Below are 18,699 nucleotides of genomic sequence, written 5' to 3' on the forward strand. Positions count from 1 at the left end.
CCGCCGGCTGGAGGCGGGAGATGGACAAGGGCGGCCGGCACAATGCCGGCCGGGACTTGAACTGGTCATGTCAGTAACTCTAGCAACCAGCCGCCCCCCGGCCAACCCGCCGGCATCGGACCTACCAACCCGACGGCAGCGGGCGACCTTCCTCGTATCCAGCGGCCGACTGAACGCCGACGAGCGCCTTCTGAGCGAACTCCTTCAAAGAACGCGCGCCGGCGTAGGTGCATGAGCTGCGGACGCCGGAAATGATCTGGTCGACCAGGTCCTCCACGCCGGGCCGGGCCGGGTCGAGCATCATCCGCGAGGACGAGATTCCCTCCTCGAACAATCCTTTTCGAGCCCGGTCAAAAGCACTCTCGGTGCGGGTGCGCGCGGCTACCGCTCGGGCTGACGCCATGCCGAAGCTCTCCTTGTAGGCGCGACCGTCTGAATCGAGCTTCAAGTCGCCCGGGCTTTCGTACGTTCCGGCGAACCACGAGCCGATCATCACCTGCGAGGCGCCTGCCGCCAGGGCAAGCGCGACGTCGCGCGGATACCGAACGCCACCGTCGGCCCAGACGTGTGCGCCCAGCTCCCTGGCGGCGGCCGAGCACTCCAGCACCGCCGAGAACTGCGGCCGGCCGACAGCCGTCATCATTCTTGTCGTGCACATCGCTCCAGGGCCGACGCCGACCTTGACTACGTCGGCGCCAGCAGCGACCAGATCGCGCACGCCATCGGCGCTGACCACGTTGCCGGCGACAACCGGCACGTCGATGTCGAGCGAACGCACCGCCGCCAGGGCATCGAGCATCTTCGCCTGGTGCCCGTGTGCGGTGTCCACAACGAGAGCGTCGGCGCCGGCCTCGACCAGGGCGGTCGCCTTCGCCTGCACATCACCGTTGATGCCCACCGCAGCCGCGATCCGCAGCGAGCCAGCGGCATCGAGCGCCGGCTGGTAAATCGTGGAACGGAGCGCTCCAGCACGACTCAGCACGCCCTCGAGAACGCCATCGCGGACGACCGGAGCGAAGGGAACCCTGGCAGAGTCCAGGGTGTTGAACGCCTGACGCAGGGCGGCGGTCACATCATCCGCTCCCCCGGCGCGGTTCTGGTCGTCGGCCCCGGCGCTGCCTGGCGCCGAGACGCCGTCGAACAGTGCTGCGTCAATGGTCACCGGCGATGCGGTCATCACTTCGGACAGCGAGGTGAACTGATCGACACCGGCACAGTCCGACCTGGTGACGACGCCGACAACCCGGCGGTCGTCATCGACCACGACAACGCCGTTGTGCGCTCGCTTGGGCATCAGGTGCAGCGCGTCCAGCACGGTGTCGCCCGGACGTAGGCGCACCGGAGTCTCGAAGACTGCGTGCCGTGCCTTCACCCAGCTGATCACCTCGGCCACGACATCCAGCGGCACGTCCTGCGGAAGCACCGAAAGCCCGCCGCGACGGGCCATGGTCTCGGCCATCCGTCGACCGGAGACTGCCGTCATGTTTGACACCACTAGGGGGATGGTGGTCCCCGTGCCGTCCGTGCTGGCGAGATCAACGTCGAATCGGGAGGTCACATCCGAGCTGGAAGGGATCAAAAATACGTCGGAATAGGTCAGATCTGTTGCCGGCGTGGCAGTGATGAATCGCATAAAGACAAACTTAGCGCCCCTGTCGCCCGCGCATCGGGCAAGGCACTAGTCTTGACCATGAGTCCATAACAAGCTTGCGACGATGGAAGAGGGCGATTTTCGCCGTGTCCGATCAAACGGTCCACCCCGGCATGGGTGACTTCGGTGCCAATGAGTGGCTCGTAGACGAAATGTACGAGCGGTTCAAAGAAGACAAAAACTCGGTTGACGAGGCCTGGTGGGAGTTCTTCGAGGACTACACTCCCGAGGAATCAGCCACGAACGGGACGCCGGATCGGAGCAGCGGTTCCACGGCGAAGCCCGTGACTGCCGAGACCGCGGCGAAGGCCGAAGCCAAGCCTGAGGCCAAGCCGGCCGCGAAGACCGAAGTCAAGCCTGAGACCAAGCCGGCCGCGCCGAAGGCTGAGGAGAAGCCGAAGGCAGAGACCGAAGCCAAGCCCGCAGAGGCCAAGCCGGCCGCGAGGACCGACGCCAAGCCCGCAGCGGCCAAGCCGGCCAAGGCAGAAGCTGCCGACGAGGCACCGGACAAGATCACTCCGCTTCGCGGGCCGGCCAAGTTGCTGGCGAGCAACATGGACTCCAGCCTTGAGGTTCCAACAGCCACCAGCGTTCGCGCTGTGCCCGCAAAGCTGCTGATCGACAACCGGATCGTGATCAATAGCCATCTGCGTCGTTCACAGGGCGGCAAGGTCTCATTCACCCACCTGATCGGGTTCGCCGTGATCAGGGCGCTGAGCAAGTTCCCTTCGCAGAACGTGTACTACGACATCATCGATGGCAAGCCCAGCATGGTGGCACCGGCACACGTGAATTTCGGTCTCGCGATCGACATCCCGAAGAAGGACGGCACCCGCGCCCTCCTGGTCCCCAATGTGAAGAAGGCCGAGGAACTGGATTTCGCCCAGTTCTGGGGAGCCTACGAGGACCTGGTCAAGAAGGCGCGTAACGGACAGCTGACCGCGGGCGACTTCGCCGGCACCACTGTGTCGCTGACCAACCCCGGCGGCATCGGCACCGTGCACTCGGTGCCGCGCCTCACCAAGAAGCAAGGCTGCATCGTCGGCGTCGGCGCACTCGACTACCCCGCCGAGTTCCAGGGCGCCAGCCTCGAAACCGTCACCCGGCTCGGCATCTCCAAGGTGCTCACACTTACCTCGACCTACGACCACCGGGTGATCCAGGGTGCCGGTTCGGGTGAGTTCCTGCGCCTCGTGCACGAGTTCCTGCTCGGCGGCGACGGCTTCTACGACGAGATCTTCCGCTCGCTCCGGCTGCCGTACGAACCAGTGCGCTGGGTCAACGACATTCACGTCGACCCCGAAGATGAGATCAACAAGACCGCGCGGGTCCAGGAACTCATCGACTCCTACCGCACCCGCGGGCACCTGATGGCGGACACCGATCCACTGGAGTACCGGCAGCGGCGCCATCCCGACCTCGACGTGCAGACGCACGGGCTCACCCTCTGGGACCTCGACCGGGAATTCCCCACCGGTGGATTCGCAAATCAGCCTCAGATGTCGCTGCGCAAGATCCTCGGCGTGCTGCGCGATTCGTACTGCCGGACCACCGGCATCGAGTACATGCATATCTCAGATCCGGTGCAACGCAAGTGGTTCCAGAACCGGGTCGAGAAGCCGTTCGACAAGCCCAGCCGCGACGAGCAGATGCATATTCTCGGCCGGCTCAACGCCGCGGAGGCGTTTGAGACGTTCCTGCAGACCAAGTACGTCGGCCAGAAGCGTTTCAGCCTGGAAGGCGGCGAATCCACGATCGCGCTGCTCGACCAGGTGTTGGCCAACGCCGCGGACGCAGGCCTCCCCGAGGTCACCATCGGAATGGCGCACCGCGGCCGGCTGAATGTGCTTGCCAATATCGCCGGCAAGTCATACGGCCAGATCTTCCGCGAATTCGAAGGCACCCAGGATCCGCGCAGCGTCCAGGGTTCCGGCGATGTGAAGTACCACCTGGGCACCGAGGGTTCCTACACCTCTGCGGCCGGCAACTCGATGAAGGTTTACGTTGCGGCCAACCCATCGCACCTTGAGACCGTCGATCCTGTGCTCGAAGGCATTGCCCGGGCCAAGCAGGACCGTATCGACCTGGGTGGCGCGGCCTTCCCTGTGCTGCCAGTGCTGGTGCACGGCGATGCCGCATTCGCCGGCCAGGGTGTCGTCACCGAGACGTTGAACCTCTCAGAGCTTCGCGGCTACCGGACCGGTGGCACGATCCATGTCGTGATCAACAACCAGGTAGGTTTCACCACCAGCCCGAGCTCCTCGCGCTCCTCGTTCTACTCCACAGATGCCGCGAAGATCATCAATGCGCCGATCATCCACGTGAACGGCGACGACCCGGAGGCTGTCGTCCGTGCCGCGCGGCTCGCCTTCGAGTACCGCCAGGAATTCGCCAAGGACGTTGTCATCGATCTGGTCTGCTACCGTCGGCGCGGCCATAACGAGGGCGACGACCCATCGATGACCCAACCGATGATGTACGAGCTGATCGACGCCAAGCGCAGTGTCCGCAAGCTGTACACCCGTGCGTTGATCGGCCGAGGCGATATCAGCGAGGCCGAGGCCGAAGAGGCGCTCAAGGACTACCAGGCCAGGCTTGAGGCAGCATTCGCCGAAACACACGATGCTCAGACATCTTCGGTGCCGATCGTCAGCGATGACGATGCTCCGGTATCCGGACTGGAACGCCCCGAGGCCCAGCGCGGCGAAGACGACCAGCCACAGTCAGTGGAAACTGCCGTCGACAGTTCGGTTATCGAGCGCATCGGCAAGGCACATGTCAGCCCTCCGGAGGGCTTCACGGTGCACAAGAAGCTGAAGTCACTGCTGGAAAAGCGCGACCTGATGTCGCGTCAGGGTTCGATCGACTGGGGATACGGCGAGTTGCTTGCTTTCGGCTCGCTTTTGGTCGAAGGCGTTCCGGTCCGGCTAACCGGCCAGGACTCACGTCGTGGCACGTTCGTGCAGCGCCACTCGGTGCTGATCGATCACGGGAACGGCAACGAGTGGACGCCGCTATCGAACCTCTCCGACGACCAGGCCCGGTTCTGGGTCTACGACTCGTCGCTGTCGGAGTACGCCGCCATGGGCTTCGAATACGGATACTCGGTGGAACGTCCCGACGCGCTCGTACTGTGGGAGGCCCAGTTCGGTGATTTCGGTCCGGGCGCCCAGTCGATCATCGACGAGTTCATTTCCTCTGCGGAGCAGAAGTGGCAACAGAACTCGTCGGTTGTCCTGCTGCTCCCGCACGGGTACGAGGGCCAGGGCCCGGATCATTCATCGGCCCGGATCGAGCGTTACCTGCAACTGTGCGCCGAGAACAACATGACAGTCGCCCAGCCGTCGACGCCGGCATCGCACTTCCATCTGCTGCGCCGGCAGGCATACTCCCGGCCGCGCCGCCCGCTGATCGTCTTCACGCCGAAGTGGATGCTGCGCCTGAAGGCGGCGTCCTCGCCGGTGGAGGACTTCACGACCGGTGGATTCCAGCCCGTCATCCCGGACACCAGCGTTGAGCCTCAGAACGTCGATCGGGTCCTCCTGGTCTCCGGAAAGCTCTACTGGCAGCTGTTGGAGGCCCGTGAGAAGGCTGGCGATACCAGGACGGCGCTGGTCAGGTTCGAGCAGCTGTATCCGTTGTGCGGGGAATCGATCGCCAAGGCGCTCGACGTTTACGGGGACGCGGAACTGGTCTGGGTGCAGGACGAGCCGGAGAACCAGGGGCCGTGGCCATCGATCGCGCTCGGCCTGCCGAAGTACCTTGGCGGGCGCAGTCTGCGCGTGGTGTCGCGGCGTGCTTCGGCCTCACCGGCGACCGGACTGAAGAAGGTCCACGACATGGAGCAGGCCGCCTTGATCAAAACTGCTTTCGAGCGTTAAACCTCGATGAGCAGCACAGGACGTTCAACAGGAATTCTTAACGTAGTGGCCGTCGGCGACGAACTTGTCGCCGGGCTCGGCGATGCCCGCGGCCAGGGCTGGGTAGGTCGCGTCGCCGCTCGCACACTGAGCGAGGGGCACAACCTACGGATGTTCGGACTCGGCGTGCCGAGCGAGGGCACCGCGGCGCTGTCGTCCCGCTGGTACGGCGAGGCCTCGCGGCGCTATGCCACGAGCGCTGACAACCGGCTGATCATCGGGCTGGGCTGCGCTGATCTCGGCGAGGGTCTTTCACTCGCCCGGTCTCGGCTCAACCTGGCGAATCTGCTGGACGAGGCGCTGTCCAAAGAGGTCTCCACCTTCGTTGTTGGCCCCACTCCGACGGTTCACGACGAGGCGAATCGGCGGATCCAGGAACTGTCCGCCGGCTTCGCCGATGTGGCAAGCAGGCGCGGCGTCAACTACGTGGACACGTTCACCCCGCTGCTGAACCACGAGCAGTGGCGCACGGATGTCGGCGCGAGCGATATCGGGTTGCCCGCGCAGGCCGGCTACGGTCTGCTGGCCTGGCTGGTGCTGAACCGCGGCTGGTACAGCTGGCTCGGCCTGCCCTCGCCGGCGTAGCACCGGCGGAGACCGGCGGGCGGCTCGCGCAGGAGCACCCGGCTATGGCACGATACGACAGGGAAAACAAAGGAGAAATATATGAGTAAGCGAGCACGCAAGCGCCGCGCCCGTAAGGGCGGCGCCGCAAACCACGGCAAGAAGCCAAACACTTAAAGAGCAATGCCCGGGTCGCATCAAGCGACCCGGGCATTACTGTTTCCGGCACTACCGTACTGTTTCCGGCACTGCTGTTCCGACGCAGAAGCAGAAGCATCCAGCGATTCCGGGTGCTTGAATGCTTAGAGTCGACCGGTATCCGAGGTTTCGATCACAATGCGCTCCCGGATCCGTTCCCGAAGGCTGGCGGGGGCGCTTTCGCTGCACGAGCGCCTGACCAGATCCTTGAGCATCGACTCGATGCTCAGCTCCGACTCGCATGGCGAGCACTCCTGCAGGTGCGCCTTGATTTCGGCGATCTCCGCCTGGCCAAGCTCACCATCAAGGTAATCGTAGAGCCTGCGCAGATTCTGCCGCCGGCTCTCCTCGCAACATCCCTTGGACGCTGGTGGCGCCTCTTCCGATAAACGTTCTTCCGTGCTCACTTTTCCTCACCTGCGTTTGTCATTCCACGCTCCCGCGCGTAGTCCACAAGCATTTCGCGCAGCTGCCGACGTCCGCGATGCAATCGGGACATGACGGTGCCGATGGGCGTGTCCATGATGTCGGAAATTTCCTTGTACGAAAAACCCTCGACGTCGGCGTAGTAGACAGCCATCCGGAAGTCTTCCGGCAGGGAGTTCAACGCCTCTTTCACGTCCGAATCGGGAAGGTGGTCCAGCGCCTCGACCTCGGCCGATCTTCCGCCTGCCGAAGTGTGGGAATCGGCTCGGGCAATCTGCCAGTCCTCGATGTCCTCGCTATGCGATTCCAGCGGTTGGCGCTGCTTCTTCCGGTACGTGTTGATGTACGTGTTCGTCAGGATTCGATACAGCCAGGCCTTGAGGTTGGTGCCTGGTCGATACTGGTGAAACGCCGCATATGCCTTTGCGAACGCCTCCTGAACCAAGTCCTCCGCGTCGGCAGGGTTGCGTGTCATCCGAAGCGCGGCGGCATACAGCGGATTGAGGTATTCGAGTGCATCCCGCTCAAAACGAGCCGAGCGCTCACTATCAGTTTCACCCTCGGTCGCCCGGGTTAAGTCGTCAGTCATCACGGGCAATGCTACCCGTCCCTCGGAGCCTTTATACCTCTTTGCGCGCGCAGTCGGTTCAGCTGCTGTTACGGTCAAGCGATTGACCCCTCTTTCGCACGTTTCGCCTTGCACGTCGGGCGTGCATTCCATTGGATTCAACTAACCCGGAGCGCGCGGTATTCCATTGCCCTGCCCGCTGTGGTCTCCGACGGCGACCGTTATGCTCGGATAAGACCAACTTTGGAGGCAAAATGAGTACTGTCCGTCGACTAGCCCGCCCCCTGCTGTCCATCGCTTTCATCAGCAATGGCGTCCACCGGGTTCGTAAGCCAGAGCAGAGCGCGGCGTCGTTGGCTCCTCTTGTGGGCAAAGTCAATGACAACGTCGATTTTGCACTCGACGCGACTACTGTCGCGCGTGCCACCGGCGCAGCCCAGATTGGTGCAGGATTGCTTCTGGCCACCGGAAGATTGCCTCGGTTCTCGTCATCGGCATTGGTGGCGACGCTCGTGATCGATACCGCCGGCGAAAAGTTCTGGAAGGTCAAGGATCCGACCGAACGCAAGGCCGGGCAGCAGCGCTTCCTCACCGGGTTGTCTCTGCTTGGCGGCGCACTATTGGCTTCCGTCGACACGGACGGCAAGCCCGGCGTGGCCTGGCGCGCTCAGCATGCCGCAGATTCGACCAAGAAGTACGTTGGCCGCGGCGCCAGCCGCACCGCCAAGGCGGCTGGGCGGACCTCAAAGGCCGCGCGGCGTGAAGCCAAGCGGGCCAAACGTGGCGCTGACCGCTTCGCGAAACAGGCTGTGGATGCCGTCACCAGCTAGCTCATTGCCCGTCCAATCGAGACCGGCCGTCTGGCCCGCTCCGCGACGCGAATCGGCGCTCGATGCCCGGGTGAGCATTCCGGGTTCGAAATCTCTGACGAACCGGTTCCTCGTCCTCGCGGCACTTGCAGACGAGCCGTCCCGGCTCAGGTCGCCGCTGCATTCGCGTGACACCGAGTTGATGGCCGCTGCGTTAAGCGCGCTGGGAGCCACCGTTACCAAAACAACCGCCAGCGGCGATTTCGGCTCGGACTGGCTGGTCCAGCCGCTCCCCCGCGTCGGCGCCCCGGGACCGCTTCAGGTGGACTGCGGGCTGGCCGGCACAGTTATGCGGTTCATTCCACCGGTTGCTGCGCTCTGCTCGCAGTCGGTCGTGCTCGATGGCGACGCCGGCGCCCGCATCCGGCCAATGAGAACCACAATCGATGCCCTGCGCGCTCTCGGGGTGCAGATCGACGACGGCGGCCGGGGCCTGCTCCCTTTCACGGTTAACGCAACCGGTCAGGTTCGCGGTGGCAACCTGACCATCGACGCCTCGGCCTCGAGTCAGTTCGTTTCGGGCTTGCTGCTTGCCGGTGGCCGGTTCGACCTCGGGCTCGACCTGCGTCACGCCGGCCCGGTCCTTCCCGGCCGGGCGCATATCCGAATGACGATCGAGGTACTGCGGGACGCGGGGCTTCTTGTCGATGATTCCGAGCCGGACCGATGGCAAATCGAACCCGGAGTTCCGCGCGGGCTCGACGTCACGGTCGAACCGGATCTCTCAAACGCCGCGCCATTCGCAGCGGCCGCGCTGGTCAGCGGTGGTTCGGTGCAGATCAGGGACTGGCCGACCTGGACAACCCAGGCGGGTGACTCGATGCGCTGGCTGATCGACGCCTTCGGTGGTTCATCGTCACTCGACCGGAGTGGCTTGACGGTCCACGGCACGGGCGAACTGTCCGGGGTGGACGTGGACCTCGGCGAGGTCGGCGAGCTGACCCCGGTCGTCGCTGCCGTTGCCGCACTTGCCGACGGGCCGTCAAGGATTCGGGGCGTGGCGCACCTGCGCGGCCATGAGACCGACCGACTGAAGGCGCTGACGACCGAGATCAACCGGCTTGGCGGCTCAGCGGAGGAAACCGCGGACGGTCTGCTGATCCGGCCTGCCAAGCTGCATGGCGGGGTGGTCGAGACGTACCACGATCACCGGATGGCGATGGCTGCCGCGGTGATCGGATTGCGCGTACCGGGTGTCGGCATCGAGAATGTCGACACAACGGCAAAGACGCTGCCCGAGTTCACCCAGTTGTGGACTTCCCTCGTCGACTCCGCCGGCAGGAACCGTGAGTCCTAAACGCACTTACTCGGAGAGCGACGTCCGGATTCGGCCGAATTCGAAGGGTTCACGACCCCGGACGAAAGATCGCCCCCGGTACGACGAAGCAATTCAGGCCCGGGTGATCACTGTGGACCGCGGACGCTACACAACGCTTGTCGACCAGGGCACCGAAACGGAGCGCGCCGTAATCGCGGTGCGCGCCCGGGAACTGCGCCGCACCCCGGTCGTCGTGGGTGACCGAGTCGATCTGGTCGGCGATGTCAGTGGTGCGACCGATGCTCTCGCCAGGCTTGTCCGGATCCGGGAGCGTGCCACCCTGTTGCGGCGCAGCGCAGATGATGGGGACTCCACCGAGCGCGTCCTCGTCGCCAACGCGGACCAGCTGGTTATCGTCACCGCGGCCGCGGATCCGGAACCTCGGCCCAGGTTCATTGACCGGTCGCTTGCCGCCGCCTTCAATGCCGGCATGGATGCCCTGATCGTGGTCACCAAAACCGACCTGGCCGGCGCCGATGCACTGGCTCGGCTCTATGACGCCATCGACGTCGCCGTGCTGGCGACCTCCCTCCCGCCGGAGGACGCCGAGGGCGATGTGGCAGCAGTGGGCGTTGAGGAGGTACGCCGTCGGCTTCAGGGCAAGACCAGCGTTCTGATTGGCCACTCCGGCGTCGGGAAGTCCACGCTGATCAACGCACTCGTCCCCGAGGCGAGGCGGGCAACCGGAGTGGTGAACGCCGTCACCGGGCGTGGACGGCACACATCCTCATCCGCGATCGGGCTCCGCCTGCCGGACGATGAGCACGGCTGGGTAGTCGATACGCCCGGCGTGCGCAGTTTCGGACTGGCCCACGTGACGCCGGAGACCCTGCTGGCTGCGTTCACCGATCTGGTTCCCGCCAGCGCCGACTGCCCGCGGGGCTGCCTGCACCACGAAAATTCCCCCCGATGCCAACTGGACAGCTGGGTGCAGGCCGGCAATGCCGGCGCACGGGGTCAGGAACGGCTGGACTCGTTTAGGCGACTTCTCTCCGGAGTGGAACAGCAACCTGGCGCCTGATCGGCGTTCGTCCACGCAACTCAGCAGATTCAGCCACCCGACGCCGTCCACCCGATGCCACCCCGGGCACGTCACCCGTCGCCGTTCAACACGTGAAACCTCCCCCAAACGCCATCCGCTGGCCGGTAGAGTGTTGAATTTATGACCCCCTCACAGCTCGGCGACGGCAATTCAACCGACCACAGCGAAGACCTCCGTCTCGCCCATGTCCTGGCCGACGCTGTGGATTCAGTTACGCTGTCCCGGTTCAAAGCCCTCGATCTGAAGGTCGAAACGAAGCCCGACCTCTCCCCGGTTACGGACGCCGATCTCAGTGCAGAGGAAACGCTGCGCGGCCAACTGGCCCGGACCAGGCCGCGCGATGCCATCATCGGCGAGGAGTTCGGCACCGTCGGCAGCTCGAATCGGAAATGGATCCTCGACCCGATCGACGGAACCAAGAACTTCGTCCGAGGCGTTCCGGTGTGGGCAACACTGATTTCGCTGGTCGTCGATGACGAACCCGTTGTCGGTCTCGTGTCAGCGCCGGCGCTTGGCCGCCGGTGGTGGGCCTCGAAGGGCACCGGCGCCTGGTCCGGCAGCAGCCTGGCGAGAGCCAGCAGAATCAACGTCTCGAAGGTCGGCTCCCTGACCGATGCCTCGCTATCGTATTCATCGCTGGCCGGCTGGAAGGATCGCGGTAATCTTGACGGCATGCTGGGCCTGATGTCGTCCGTCTGGCGAACCCGTGCCTACGGCGACTTCTGGTCGTACATGCTGCTTGCCGAGGGCGCCGTCGACATTGCCGCCGAGCCGGAGTTGAACGTCTACGATATGGCTGCGCTGGTTCCGATAGTGACCGAAGCCGGCGGGAGGTTCACCTCGCTGGACGGCGTGGACGGTCCATTTGGTGGAAACGCGGTAGCCAGTAACGGACTATTGCACGAGGAAGTTCTGAGGTATTTACGGTGAGTCTGCACGAAACATCGATGGCACTGACGCCGGGGCGCTGGAAGCGAGTCGCTGCGGCGGCGGGGTTGGTGAACGACCGGGGCGTTCTCGCGCCGACCATCTTCGCCGAGATGTCGGCACTCGCCGGCCGCACCAACTCGATCAACCTGGGCCAGGGCGCACCCGACACCGATCCGCCTGCCGAGATTCTCCAGGCCGCGCATGCCGCCATCGATGCGGGAATCAACCAGTATCCACCAGGGCAGGGCAACCCGGAGCTGTTGCGCGCGGTCTCGGCGCATCAGAAACGGTTCTATGACCTCGACGTCGACCCGGAAGCGGAGGTTCTGGTGACGACAGGCGCGACCGAGGGTATTGCCGCCTCGATTCTGGCCCTGGCTTCCCCCGGTGATGAAGTCGTGATTTTCGAACCGTTCTACGACGAGTATCCTGCCTGTATCGAGATGGCCGGCGCCGTACGGCGCACAGTGCCACTCTCCACACCTGACTTCAGCTTCGACCCCGAAGTGCTTGCTGCCGCGTTCAGCGAGAAGACCGTCGCGGTCATCATCAACAATCCGCACAATCCGACCGGCAAGGTCTTCACCCCAGCCGAATTGCAACTCATTGTCGATGCGGCGAACCGGGCCGGCGCCTGGATCATCTCGGACGAAGTCTACGAACACCTGCTCTTCGACGGCCGCATCCATACCCCGGTCGCCACTCTTCCGGGCGCCAGGAACCGGACTATCACCATCTCCTCGGCGGGCAAGACCTTCAGCGTGACCGGCTGGAAAATTGGCTGGCTGCACGCTCCGGCGGAGGCACGGGCCGCCATCCAGGCAATCAAGCAGTTCCTGACTTACGTCTCCGGCGCTCCTTTCCAGCCGGCGGTCGCCCGTGCGCTGGACTTCCCGCAGCGGATTTTCGATGCCGAACGCGACAGCCTGAGCGCACGCCGGGACCTGCTGACCCGGGTGCTTCGCGATGACATCGGCCTGGAAGTCTACGAGCCGCAGGCCGGTTACTTCGTCAACGCCGATGTCGGCGCTGTCACCAGTGATGACGCGCTGACGTTCTGCCGGGCGCTCCCCGAGTTGTGCGGCGTCGTCGCGGTGCCCGTCATCGCGCTGTGCACGCCGGGATCAGCCCAGTATGAATCGATGCGGACCCTGGTTCGATTCGCCTTCTGCAAGCAGGTGCCGGTGCTGGAGCAGGCAGCGGCCCGGTTGCAGAAGCTGCGAGTGCTGGCTCACTAGTAGTCAGCAGCGCCGGCAGTAGTCAGCAGCGCGCGTTTTTGTGACGCTTTTTGTCACGGCCATGGCACCGCGCACCTTGTCGACTCTAGATTGAATCCACGGTTAAGAGTGCCAGCACGATAAGCCCCGGCTTGCTGGCCAGCAACCCCTGTGAGCTCGCGGGGTGCTCCGGGTGACAACCAGGGTGTGCCAGACAGGCACGTCAAGTAGCGGACATTGTGTCCCGCGAGAGTGCAAAGGCTTGGTTGCCATGACAATCCTCGATTCCCGCTCCGCCGTCACCGCATCCGGTGCCTCCGCCGATTCCGATCCGGCCGGCATAGTGCTCGGCGGAGACCTGACGATTCCCCTGCTGGGCGGTGACGTCGTCAGCTATGCGAATCTGGACTATGCGGCCTCCGCACCGGCTCTCACCGAGGTCGCCAACTTCCTCAATGATATTTCGCCGTACTATGCCAGCGTTCATCGCGGCGCCGGCTATCTGTCCCAGGTCAGTACCTCGGTATATGAATCCGCGCGGCTCGCCGTCAGTGCATTCGTCAACGCCCGCGACGGCGACTCGGTGATTTTCACCGCGAACACCACTGATTCGCTGAACCTCCTTGCCGGTGTGGTCGCGTCCGGCGTGGCAGACACCGGAGGCGGCCTGCGGCGTGACGTGGTCTATCTGGACATCGAACACCACGCCAACCTGCTGCCCTGGCAAGCAATCGATCATCGGGTCGTAAGCGTACGAAACACGCTGCGGGAGACGATTGACGAGCTCGACGTGGAGCTGGCCGGCGCTCCTGCGGCTCTGCTGGCGGTTACGGGGGCCTCAAACGTCACGGGCGAAGTCCTGCCGCTTCGGGAGCTCGCGGAGCTCGCACATCGGCACGGAGCGCGCATAGCCGTGGACGCCGCCCAGCTGGCCCCTCATCGGCGAATCGATGTGGCCGGAGACAACATCGACTACCTGGTCTTCTCCGGCCATAAGCTCTATGCGCCGTTCGGATCCGGTGTTGTCGTCGGGCGCGCCGACTGGCTGGATGCGGGGAAACCGCACCGCGCCGGCGGTGGCGCCGTCCGCGAGGTCCAGGCCAACTCGGTCAGCTGGACGACGGGGCCGGCCCGCCACGAGGCCGGCTCACCCAACGTGCTTGGCGCGGCCGCGATCGCCAAAGCCTGCAAGGTGCTGCAGAACCTCGATCAGGACGACTGGCATGAGCATGAAGAACATTTGCGCCGCCGGCTGGTTGATGGCGTTGCCGACATCGACGGCGTAGAGACGCACCGGATCTGGGCCGAAGAATCGCTGGATGCGGTCGGAATCGTCACGTTCAGCGTTCGCGGCTACGACCCGGGTCTGGTAGCGGCCTATCTGTCCGCCGAGCACGGCGTCGGAGTCCGCGATGGACGATTCTGCGCTCATCCGTTGACCAAGGCCCTGGGGCTGGACAGGGGCGGCTGCCGGGCGAGCTTCGGCCTTGGCTCGACCGAGGACGACGTCGACCGCCTGCTGGAAGGTCTCAGGGCGCTGCTCGACGGCGGGCCGCAGGCGAGCTATGTCGTAGATGCCGGACGCTGGGTACCGGAGCACGAGACCAGGCACTTCCCCGCCTGGGCGCCACCGATCTCCGGAACTGCCGGAGCCTCGCCCTGCGAGGCGGATTAGCCCGGCGTAGCCGCCGCCTCGCTGCTGGCGACAGACCGAGAACGCTGTGCAGAACAGCGTGTGAATTCAGGCCTTGATCCTGCACGCACTCGGCGTTCCTGATCGAGGGCGTCCCGAAGTTCGCGTTTTGAAGGGTAATGCCGCTTGCCTAGGGACATCGTGACGCCAAAGACTCTCGCTTTTTCCGGATCATGCCCCCTGACCTGGCCAGAGGGTTCGACCAACATCGAGATCCCTGGGCCTCGGCGCGACATATAGGCCGCCATGCACGAGATCCATGGCATCGGGACGCCATGGCGTTGAGGGTCAGGTAGGCGCGCAGGTTGGCGTGGATGATCCGGATGGGGCGCGAACTACTGACATGCTTCAAAGTTGAGGCCGAAACGCCGACTGTGGGCCCCGACGCCGACGCGTACGTTGACGGCGTCGAGACCGCACACGCCGTGGCGGGCACGGGCGATCGGCCGCGGCCATCCCGTCCCACAAGCGGCTCCTCTGGCGGGACCGTGCGATCACGGTTCAAGGCACCTCTTCTTCGCGACGCCGCAGACTAAAGCGAATACCGAGGACTATGTCCAGGTGGCGATACCCGACGTATCCGATTGTTCATCGCTCTTGGTTGAGTTGCGTGGTAGTTGCTGGGGTGAGGGCTGGGCCGGTTTTGCGTGTCCACCACCAGATGACCGCGGTGATGGCGATAACAGCGAGGGCAGGAAGAAGCTGGTATGGCGTACCGACTCCCGCTGATCGGTCCTGGATTGCTGCACCGAAGTCGACGCGCAGGTAGAAGGCTGCGATGAAGGTGAGGGTGTTGAGGATGGCGTGGAGGACGATTGCAATCTCCAGGCCGCCTGTGCGCCAGGTGATGATCGCCAGGCAGGTGAAGAGTGTCAGGTACCACGTGATGATGTACGGGTCGGTGGATCCGTGCATGGCGGTGAACAGCACACTGGTGACGACGACGCCGGCGACAAGTCCGGCGCGGGGACTGCGCGTCCAACTCCCGATGACGCGGAAGGCCAGCCCGCGAAAGCCGTACTCCTCGCCCGTCGTCTGCAGCGGGGTCAAGAGGAAGGTGACGAGGAACATTGCGATGAGGTCGGTCTGTGACCACGGGACCTCCTCGGCCGGGGCAAGGAATCCCAGACCGTTGACGATGAGCCATGCGGGGCCGAAGACCAGGAGCGCTTTGCCTAGAAGATCGAAGCGGAACCACGAGGTTACGGAGTGTAGTGATGCTGCGGGCACGCCGTAGAGCCATCGTTGGATGAGCATGCTCCACGGGATGAGAAGAGCGAGCCCGATCATGCTTCCTGCGTGTCGGACAGGCGTGTAATCGGTCGGGCTGTTTCCTAGCTGGGTGTCGATGAGCGCACTCACCCAACCGGTGGCGAGGGAAAAGAAGACCAGGCCCGCGAGCAGGAGCACGATCGCGAGGATGCCGCGGGCGATGTGCCGGTCGTCGCCAGCGAGGACCCGGTGGTACTCCACTCCGCTGGGCACCGAGGAGATATTCTTCGGACCCCTAGGTGTGAGGAGCCAAACCGGATTGGTTGTCGTCTTCATACAAATCCTTCCGTGATGTTCAATCAGCGGCTCGATCGAACCGCTGGTGGTATTGCAGCGAGGCGGTCAGCCTGCACCTGTTCCGATATTCGTGTTCCGGGTCAACGTGCGGGCGACATGGTTGTCGAGAGCGAGAGAATCGGCTCAGTTCCCGGCGGCGTCGAGCAGCCAGTGGTAACACAGTCGGCTTCGTCCCCCCTCCGTCGCCAACACGCTGATTACCAATACGCTGTATTGGATCGATCGCAGTCCGAGAGTAGCATGGTTGACTAATACGGCGTAACGGAAGGGCGAAACATGGAACAGCAACCACCTGAGGGAATAGGTAGCAGGGATAAGATCCTGTGGGCAGCCGCGACGATGCTGGGAGAGGAACCCGGTGCCGTGATGAGCGTGCGAGCAGTCGCGGCCCGTGCCGGGGTGAGCACCGGGTCTCTCCAGCACCACTTCCCCACCAAGCGCGAACTGATGGATGAGGTGATGACGTTGGTGTACGACTTGGTGCTCCCCGAGGACACCATCCACGACACCTCGATACCGGCGAGGGAACGACTCATGGCTTGCCTGCAACGCCTGCTTGCGTCGGTCGGAGCCGATCCGCGCGACGCATGGCGCCAGACCTTCGACCGCTACGTCGCAACCGAGCCCTCCGAAGCAGCCAGCGCAGAGTACCTGGCCATCGAACGAGAACTTCGCCGCCGCATCGAATACTGCCTGAACGTCATTCAGGACGAAGGCTCACTTGCACCAGGAGACAACGCACGACGAGCCCAGATCCTGTTCACCATCGTCAACGGGCTCTCTATCGCACAGGCACTGCCCTCCGACGATTCACAGCTCGCCACCGAAATCGACGTGCTGTACGCAGGTGTTGACTGGGCCATGGCCCAACGAGCCTGAAGACCGACTGGTCCGACGAACCACCGGACGATCACGAAGGACCCTGGCCCCACCAGCCCGACACCCCGTTTAGCGTGCTAACGATGGCAGCCTCTGCGGGTGCTCGCATGGCCAGGAAACGCGCCCTAGGACCTGCGACGACCACGTGAGATCGCTCGAAAATGAGATTGTCGAAACCGGGAAAGGGCACCGGCTGCACGTCCGCGATCTCCAGACCGGATAGCTGGCGGCAGTGAAGCCTTTGAGCCCCCAGATGCGCGGCGTGCATCGGCGCATCATACGTAGGAGGTCGGCTGTCCTGCCTGCGCTTCGACAGGGAGACGATTGCTTCGGCACGGTCGAGGTTCAGCAGGTCCGTAATAACGCGTTCCTGTTCGGCGGCCGTCAATGCCCGACCGCCGCGAACGAGCGAGCGAGCGAGCCGATCAGATCATCACCACCACGGCGAAGCTGGAGGCCCGTCAGCTGTGATCTGCCGCAACTGCGAGGTGCCTCGCGCTCCTGCCGGTAGCGACAGTCATCGCTGGGCTCTGGATGGGCATTTCTGGGCTCTTCGTGGGTCGCCAGCCTGGTCGGGACGTGGAAGGGTCGAGGGATGCCCCGGTGGCCGAGGTGGCGCAGTAGTCGCCCTCCATGAACCCTTGCTGCTACTTCTCCGGCTGCTCTCCGGGCGCATAGAATCCGCTCACTGCTTCCAAGTACCGAACGACGACTTGCAGCTCACTCGAGCTGAACTGTCGGCTGAGCTGATCGAACTCAGCATCGGTGTTGCCATACAACGTCTGGAGTGGGGCGATCGCTTCTGCGACCAGCTCGATTCGCGTCTTCCGGCGGTCTGCTGGGTCCATAGTACGGCGCACGTACCCAGCCTGTTCCAGCCTGTCGAGCAGCTTCGTGACCGTGCTGGTCGGCATTCCCGTGGTGTCGCTGATCTGCCGTGGTGTTCGCACATCCTCGCGCAGGACCATGAGATGCAGCGTCTGGAGGTCCGCAACTCGTAGCCCGTGCTCCCTGGCCACCCTCTCGTTTCCCAGGATCGCGTGCACCAGCTGACGCTGGAGCACCACCCTTACTTGGCCTACTAGCCCGTCGCTCATCGACACTCCTCTTGATACACTGCTCCCGAATCGGGAATAACCATGATCGGGAACATCCCACGAGTGTATTGCATGTGAAGGGCGAGATGAGGATTCTGGTACCGGGAGCAACCGGCATGGTTGGTGGTCACGTGGTTGAACAAGCACTCAGGCGCGGATATGAGGTTGTCGCGATCGCGAGGAACCCGACGAAGCTCACCATAGGGCACCCACGGCTCGCGAAAGCCCGGGCCGACATCCTCAACGCGGCGTCAGTCGAACCTCTGCTCAAGGGGATCGATGCCGTGGTGAGCACGGTCGGGATCGGTACCTCCAAGCAGCCGACGACCCTCTACTCGGAGGGCACTCGGAACCTCCTAGCCGGGATGGATAAGCACGGAGTCGAACGAATCGTTGTAATCTCGTCCGAAGTGGCCGAGCACTGGGCACACCAGGGTCTCTTCAAGCTGTGGATCGTGCTGCCGCTGCTGCAAAAGTTCATCGGCGCGACATACGACGACATGCGTCGTATGGACATTGCGCTCTGGGAGTCCAGCGCGCAATGGACGACGATCCGGGCCCCGCGAATCCGACCAGCGTCTGCGACCGGCCGCTACCGCCTCAACGCCGACAAGCCGATCCGGCAAGGCTGGACGATCACGGCCCCAGACATGGCCACAGCGCTTCTCGACATCGCCGAGCGCGACGACCTCGGCCGACAGCCTGTCTACGTCGCGAACTAACCGACGCTGGAGGCGGACGAGGCGGTAGCCCCGCGG

Annotated in this window: 16 protein-coding genes and 1 riboswitch; of the genes, 11 read left to right on the forward strand and 5 right to left on the reverse strand. The window is 64.1% G+C overall.

Features of this window, described 5'->3' with window-relative positions; genetic code table 11:
- Positions 1-121: 121 nt before the first annotated feature.
- Positions 122-1,633 (reverse strand): GMP reductase, encoded by a 1,512-nt coding sequence (guaB1, locus tag LWF01_RS10160; RefSeq protein ID WP_349637286.1) that lies wholly within the window; start codon positions 1,631-1,633, stop codon positions 122-124.
- 104 nt (positions 1,634-1,737) lie between these two features.
- Here guaB1 and LWF01_RS10165 point away from each other — a divergent pair, with 104 nt between their 5' ends.
- From LWF01_RS10165 to LWF01_RS19265, 3 genes are all read left to right on the forward strand, one after another.
- Positions 1,738-5,532, forward strand: a complete 3,795-nt coding sequence (locus LWF01_RS10165; RefSeq protein ID WP_432761947.1) for a multifunctional oxoglutarate decarboxylase/oxoglutarate dehydrogenase thiamine pyrophosphate-binding subunit/dihydrolipoyllysine-residue succinyltransferase subunit — start codon at positions 1,738-1,740, stop codon at positions 5,530-5,532.
- Between the two features lie 6 nt (positions 5,533-5,538).
- Positions 5,539-6,156 carry a GDSL-type esterase/lipase family protein gene (locus tag LWF01_RS10170; RefSeq protein ID WP_349637287.1) on the forward strand — a complete coding sequence of 206 codons (618 nt, stop codon included), beginning with the start codon at positions 5,539-5,541 and terminating at the stop codon, positions 6,154-6,156.
- A gap of 81 nt (positions 6,157-6,237) precedes the next feature.
- Positions 6,238-6,312, forward strand: a complete 75-nt coding sequence (locus LWF01_RS19265) for a 50S ribosomal protein bL37 (protein WP_432762020.1) — start codon at positions 6,238-6,240, stop codon at positions 6,310-6,312.
- A gap of 125 nt (positions 6,313-6,437) precedes the next feature.
- Here the strand turns inward: LWF01_RS19265 and rsrA are convergent, their stop codons facing one another.
- Positions 6,438-6,740, reverse strand: coding sequence for a mycothiol system anti-sigma-R factor (gene rsrA, locus LWF01_RS10175; RefSeq protein ID WP_349637288.1), 303 nt, complete (start codon positions 6,738-6,740; stop codon positions 6,438-6,440).
- Positions 6,737-7,480 (reverse strand): sigma-70 family RNA polymerase sigma factor, encoded by a 744-nt coding sequence (locus LWF01_RS10180; protein WP_349637289.1) that lies wholly within the window; start codon positions 7,478-7,480, stop codon positions 6,737-6,739. The genes rsrA and LWF01_RS10180 overlap by 4 nt, the downstream gene beginning before the upstream one ends.
- A 101-nt stretch (positions 7,481-7,581) precedes the next feature.
- Here LWF01_RS10180 and LWF01_RS10185 point away from each other — a divergent pair, with 101 nt between their 5' ends.
- The 6 genes from LWF01_RS10185 to LWF01_RS10210 all read left to right on the forward strand — a co-directional run bounded on the left by LWF01_RS10185 (position 7,582) and on the right by LWF01_RS10210 (position 14,378).
- Positions 7,582-8,157 carry a DoxX family membrane protein gene (locus tag LWF01_RS10185; protein ID WP_349637290.1) on the forward strand — a complete coding sequence of 192 codons (576 nt, stop codon included), beginning with the start codon at positions 7,582-7,584 and terminating at the stop codon, positions 8,155-8,157.
- On the forward strand, positions 8,141-9,493 hold the full coding sequence (gene aroA, locus LWF01_RS10190; protein ID WP_432761948.1) for a 3-phosphoshikimate 1-carboxyvinyltransferase: 1,353 nt from the start codon (positions 8,141-8,143) through the stop codon (positions 9,491-9,493). Before LWF01_RS10185 ends, aroA begins: the two co-directional genes overlap by 17 nt.
- Positions 9,483-10,535, forward strand: coding sequence for a ribosome small subunit-dependent GTPase A (gene rsgA / locus LWF01_RS10195; RefSeq protein WP_349637292.1), 1,053 nt, complete (start codon positions 9,483-9,485; stop codon positions 10,533-10,535). Before aroA ends, rsgA begins: the two co-directional genes overlap by 11 nt.
- Before the next feature lie 141 nt (positions 10,536-10,676).
- Complete coding sequence (hisN, locus tag LWF01_RS10200) at positions 10,677-11,486, forward strand: histidinol-phosphatase (RefSeq protein WP_349637293.1); 810 nt, start codon at positions 10,677-10,679, stop codon at positions 11,484-11,486.
- Positions 11,487-11,503: 17 nt separating this feature from the next.
- Entirely contained in the window at positions 11,504-12,724 is a 1,221-nt protein-coding gene (locus tag LWF01_RS10205) for an aminotransferase class I/II-fold pyridoxal phosphate-dependent enzyme (protein ID WP_432762021.1), read from the forward strand.
- A 100-nt stretch (positions 12,725-12,824) separates the two neighbouring features.
- Positions 12,825-12,939, forward strand: a riboswitch (SAM riboswitch).
- A 35-nt stretch (positions 12,940-12,974) separates the two neighbouring features.
- Positions 12,975-14,378 carry an aminotransferase class V-fold PLP-dependent enzyme gene (locus LWF01_RS10210; RefSeq protein ID WP_349637295.1) on the forward strand — a complete coding sequence of 468 codons (1,404 nt, stop codon included), beginning with the start codon at positions 12,975-12,977 and terminating at the stop codon, positions 14,376-14,378.
- Between the two features lie 606 nt (positions 14,379-14,984).
- Here the strand turns inward: LWF01_RS10210 and LWF01_RS10215 are convergent.
- Entirely contained in the window at positions 14,985-15,944 is a 960-nt protein-coding gene (locus tag LWF01_RS10215) for a CPBP family intramembrane glutamic endopeptidase (protein WP_349637296.1), read from the reverse strand.
- Positions 15,945-16,241: 297 nt separating this feature from the next.
- On the opposite strand from LWF01_RS10215, the gene LWF01_RS10220 reads away from it, so the two are divergent.
- On the forward strand, positions 16,242-16,844 hold the full coding sequence (locus LWF01_RS10220) for a TetR/AcrR family transcriptional regulator (protein WP_349637297.1): 603 nt from the start codon (positions 16,242-16,244) through the stop codon (positions 16,842-16,844).
- Between the two features lie 647 nt (positions 16,845-17,491).
- On the opposite strand, the gene LWF01_RS10225 is transcribed toward LWF01_RS10220, so the two are convergent.
- Positions 17,492-17,941, reverse strand: a complete 450-nt coding sequence (locus LWF01_RS10225) for a MarR family winged helix-turn-helix transcriptional regulator (protein WP_349637298.1) — start codon at positions 17,939-17,941, stop codon at positions 17,492-17,494.
- An 86-nt stretch (positions 17,942-18,027) separates the two neighbouring features.
- Here LWF01_RS10225 and LWF01_RS10230 point away from each other — a divergent pair, with 86 nt between their 5' ends.
- Entirely contained in the window at positions 18,028-18,663 is a 636-nt protein-coding gene (locus LWF01_RS10230) for an NAD(P)-dependent oxidoreductase (RefSeq protein ID WP_349637299.1), read from the forward strand.
- The last annotated feature ends 36 nt before the right edge of the window (positions 18,664-18,699 follow it).

It is taken from the genome of Saxibacter everestensis, from assembly GCF_025787225.1.
Taxonomy (GTDB): Bacteria; Actinomycetota; Actinomycetes; order Actinomycetales; family Brevibacteriaceae; genus Saxibacter; species Saxibacter everestensis.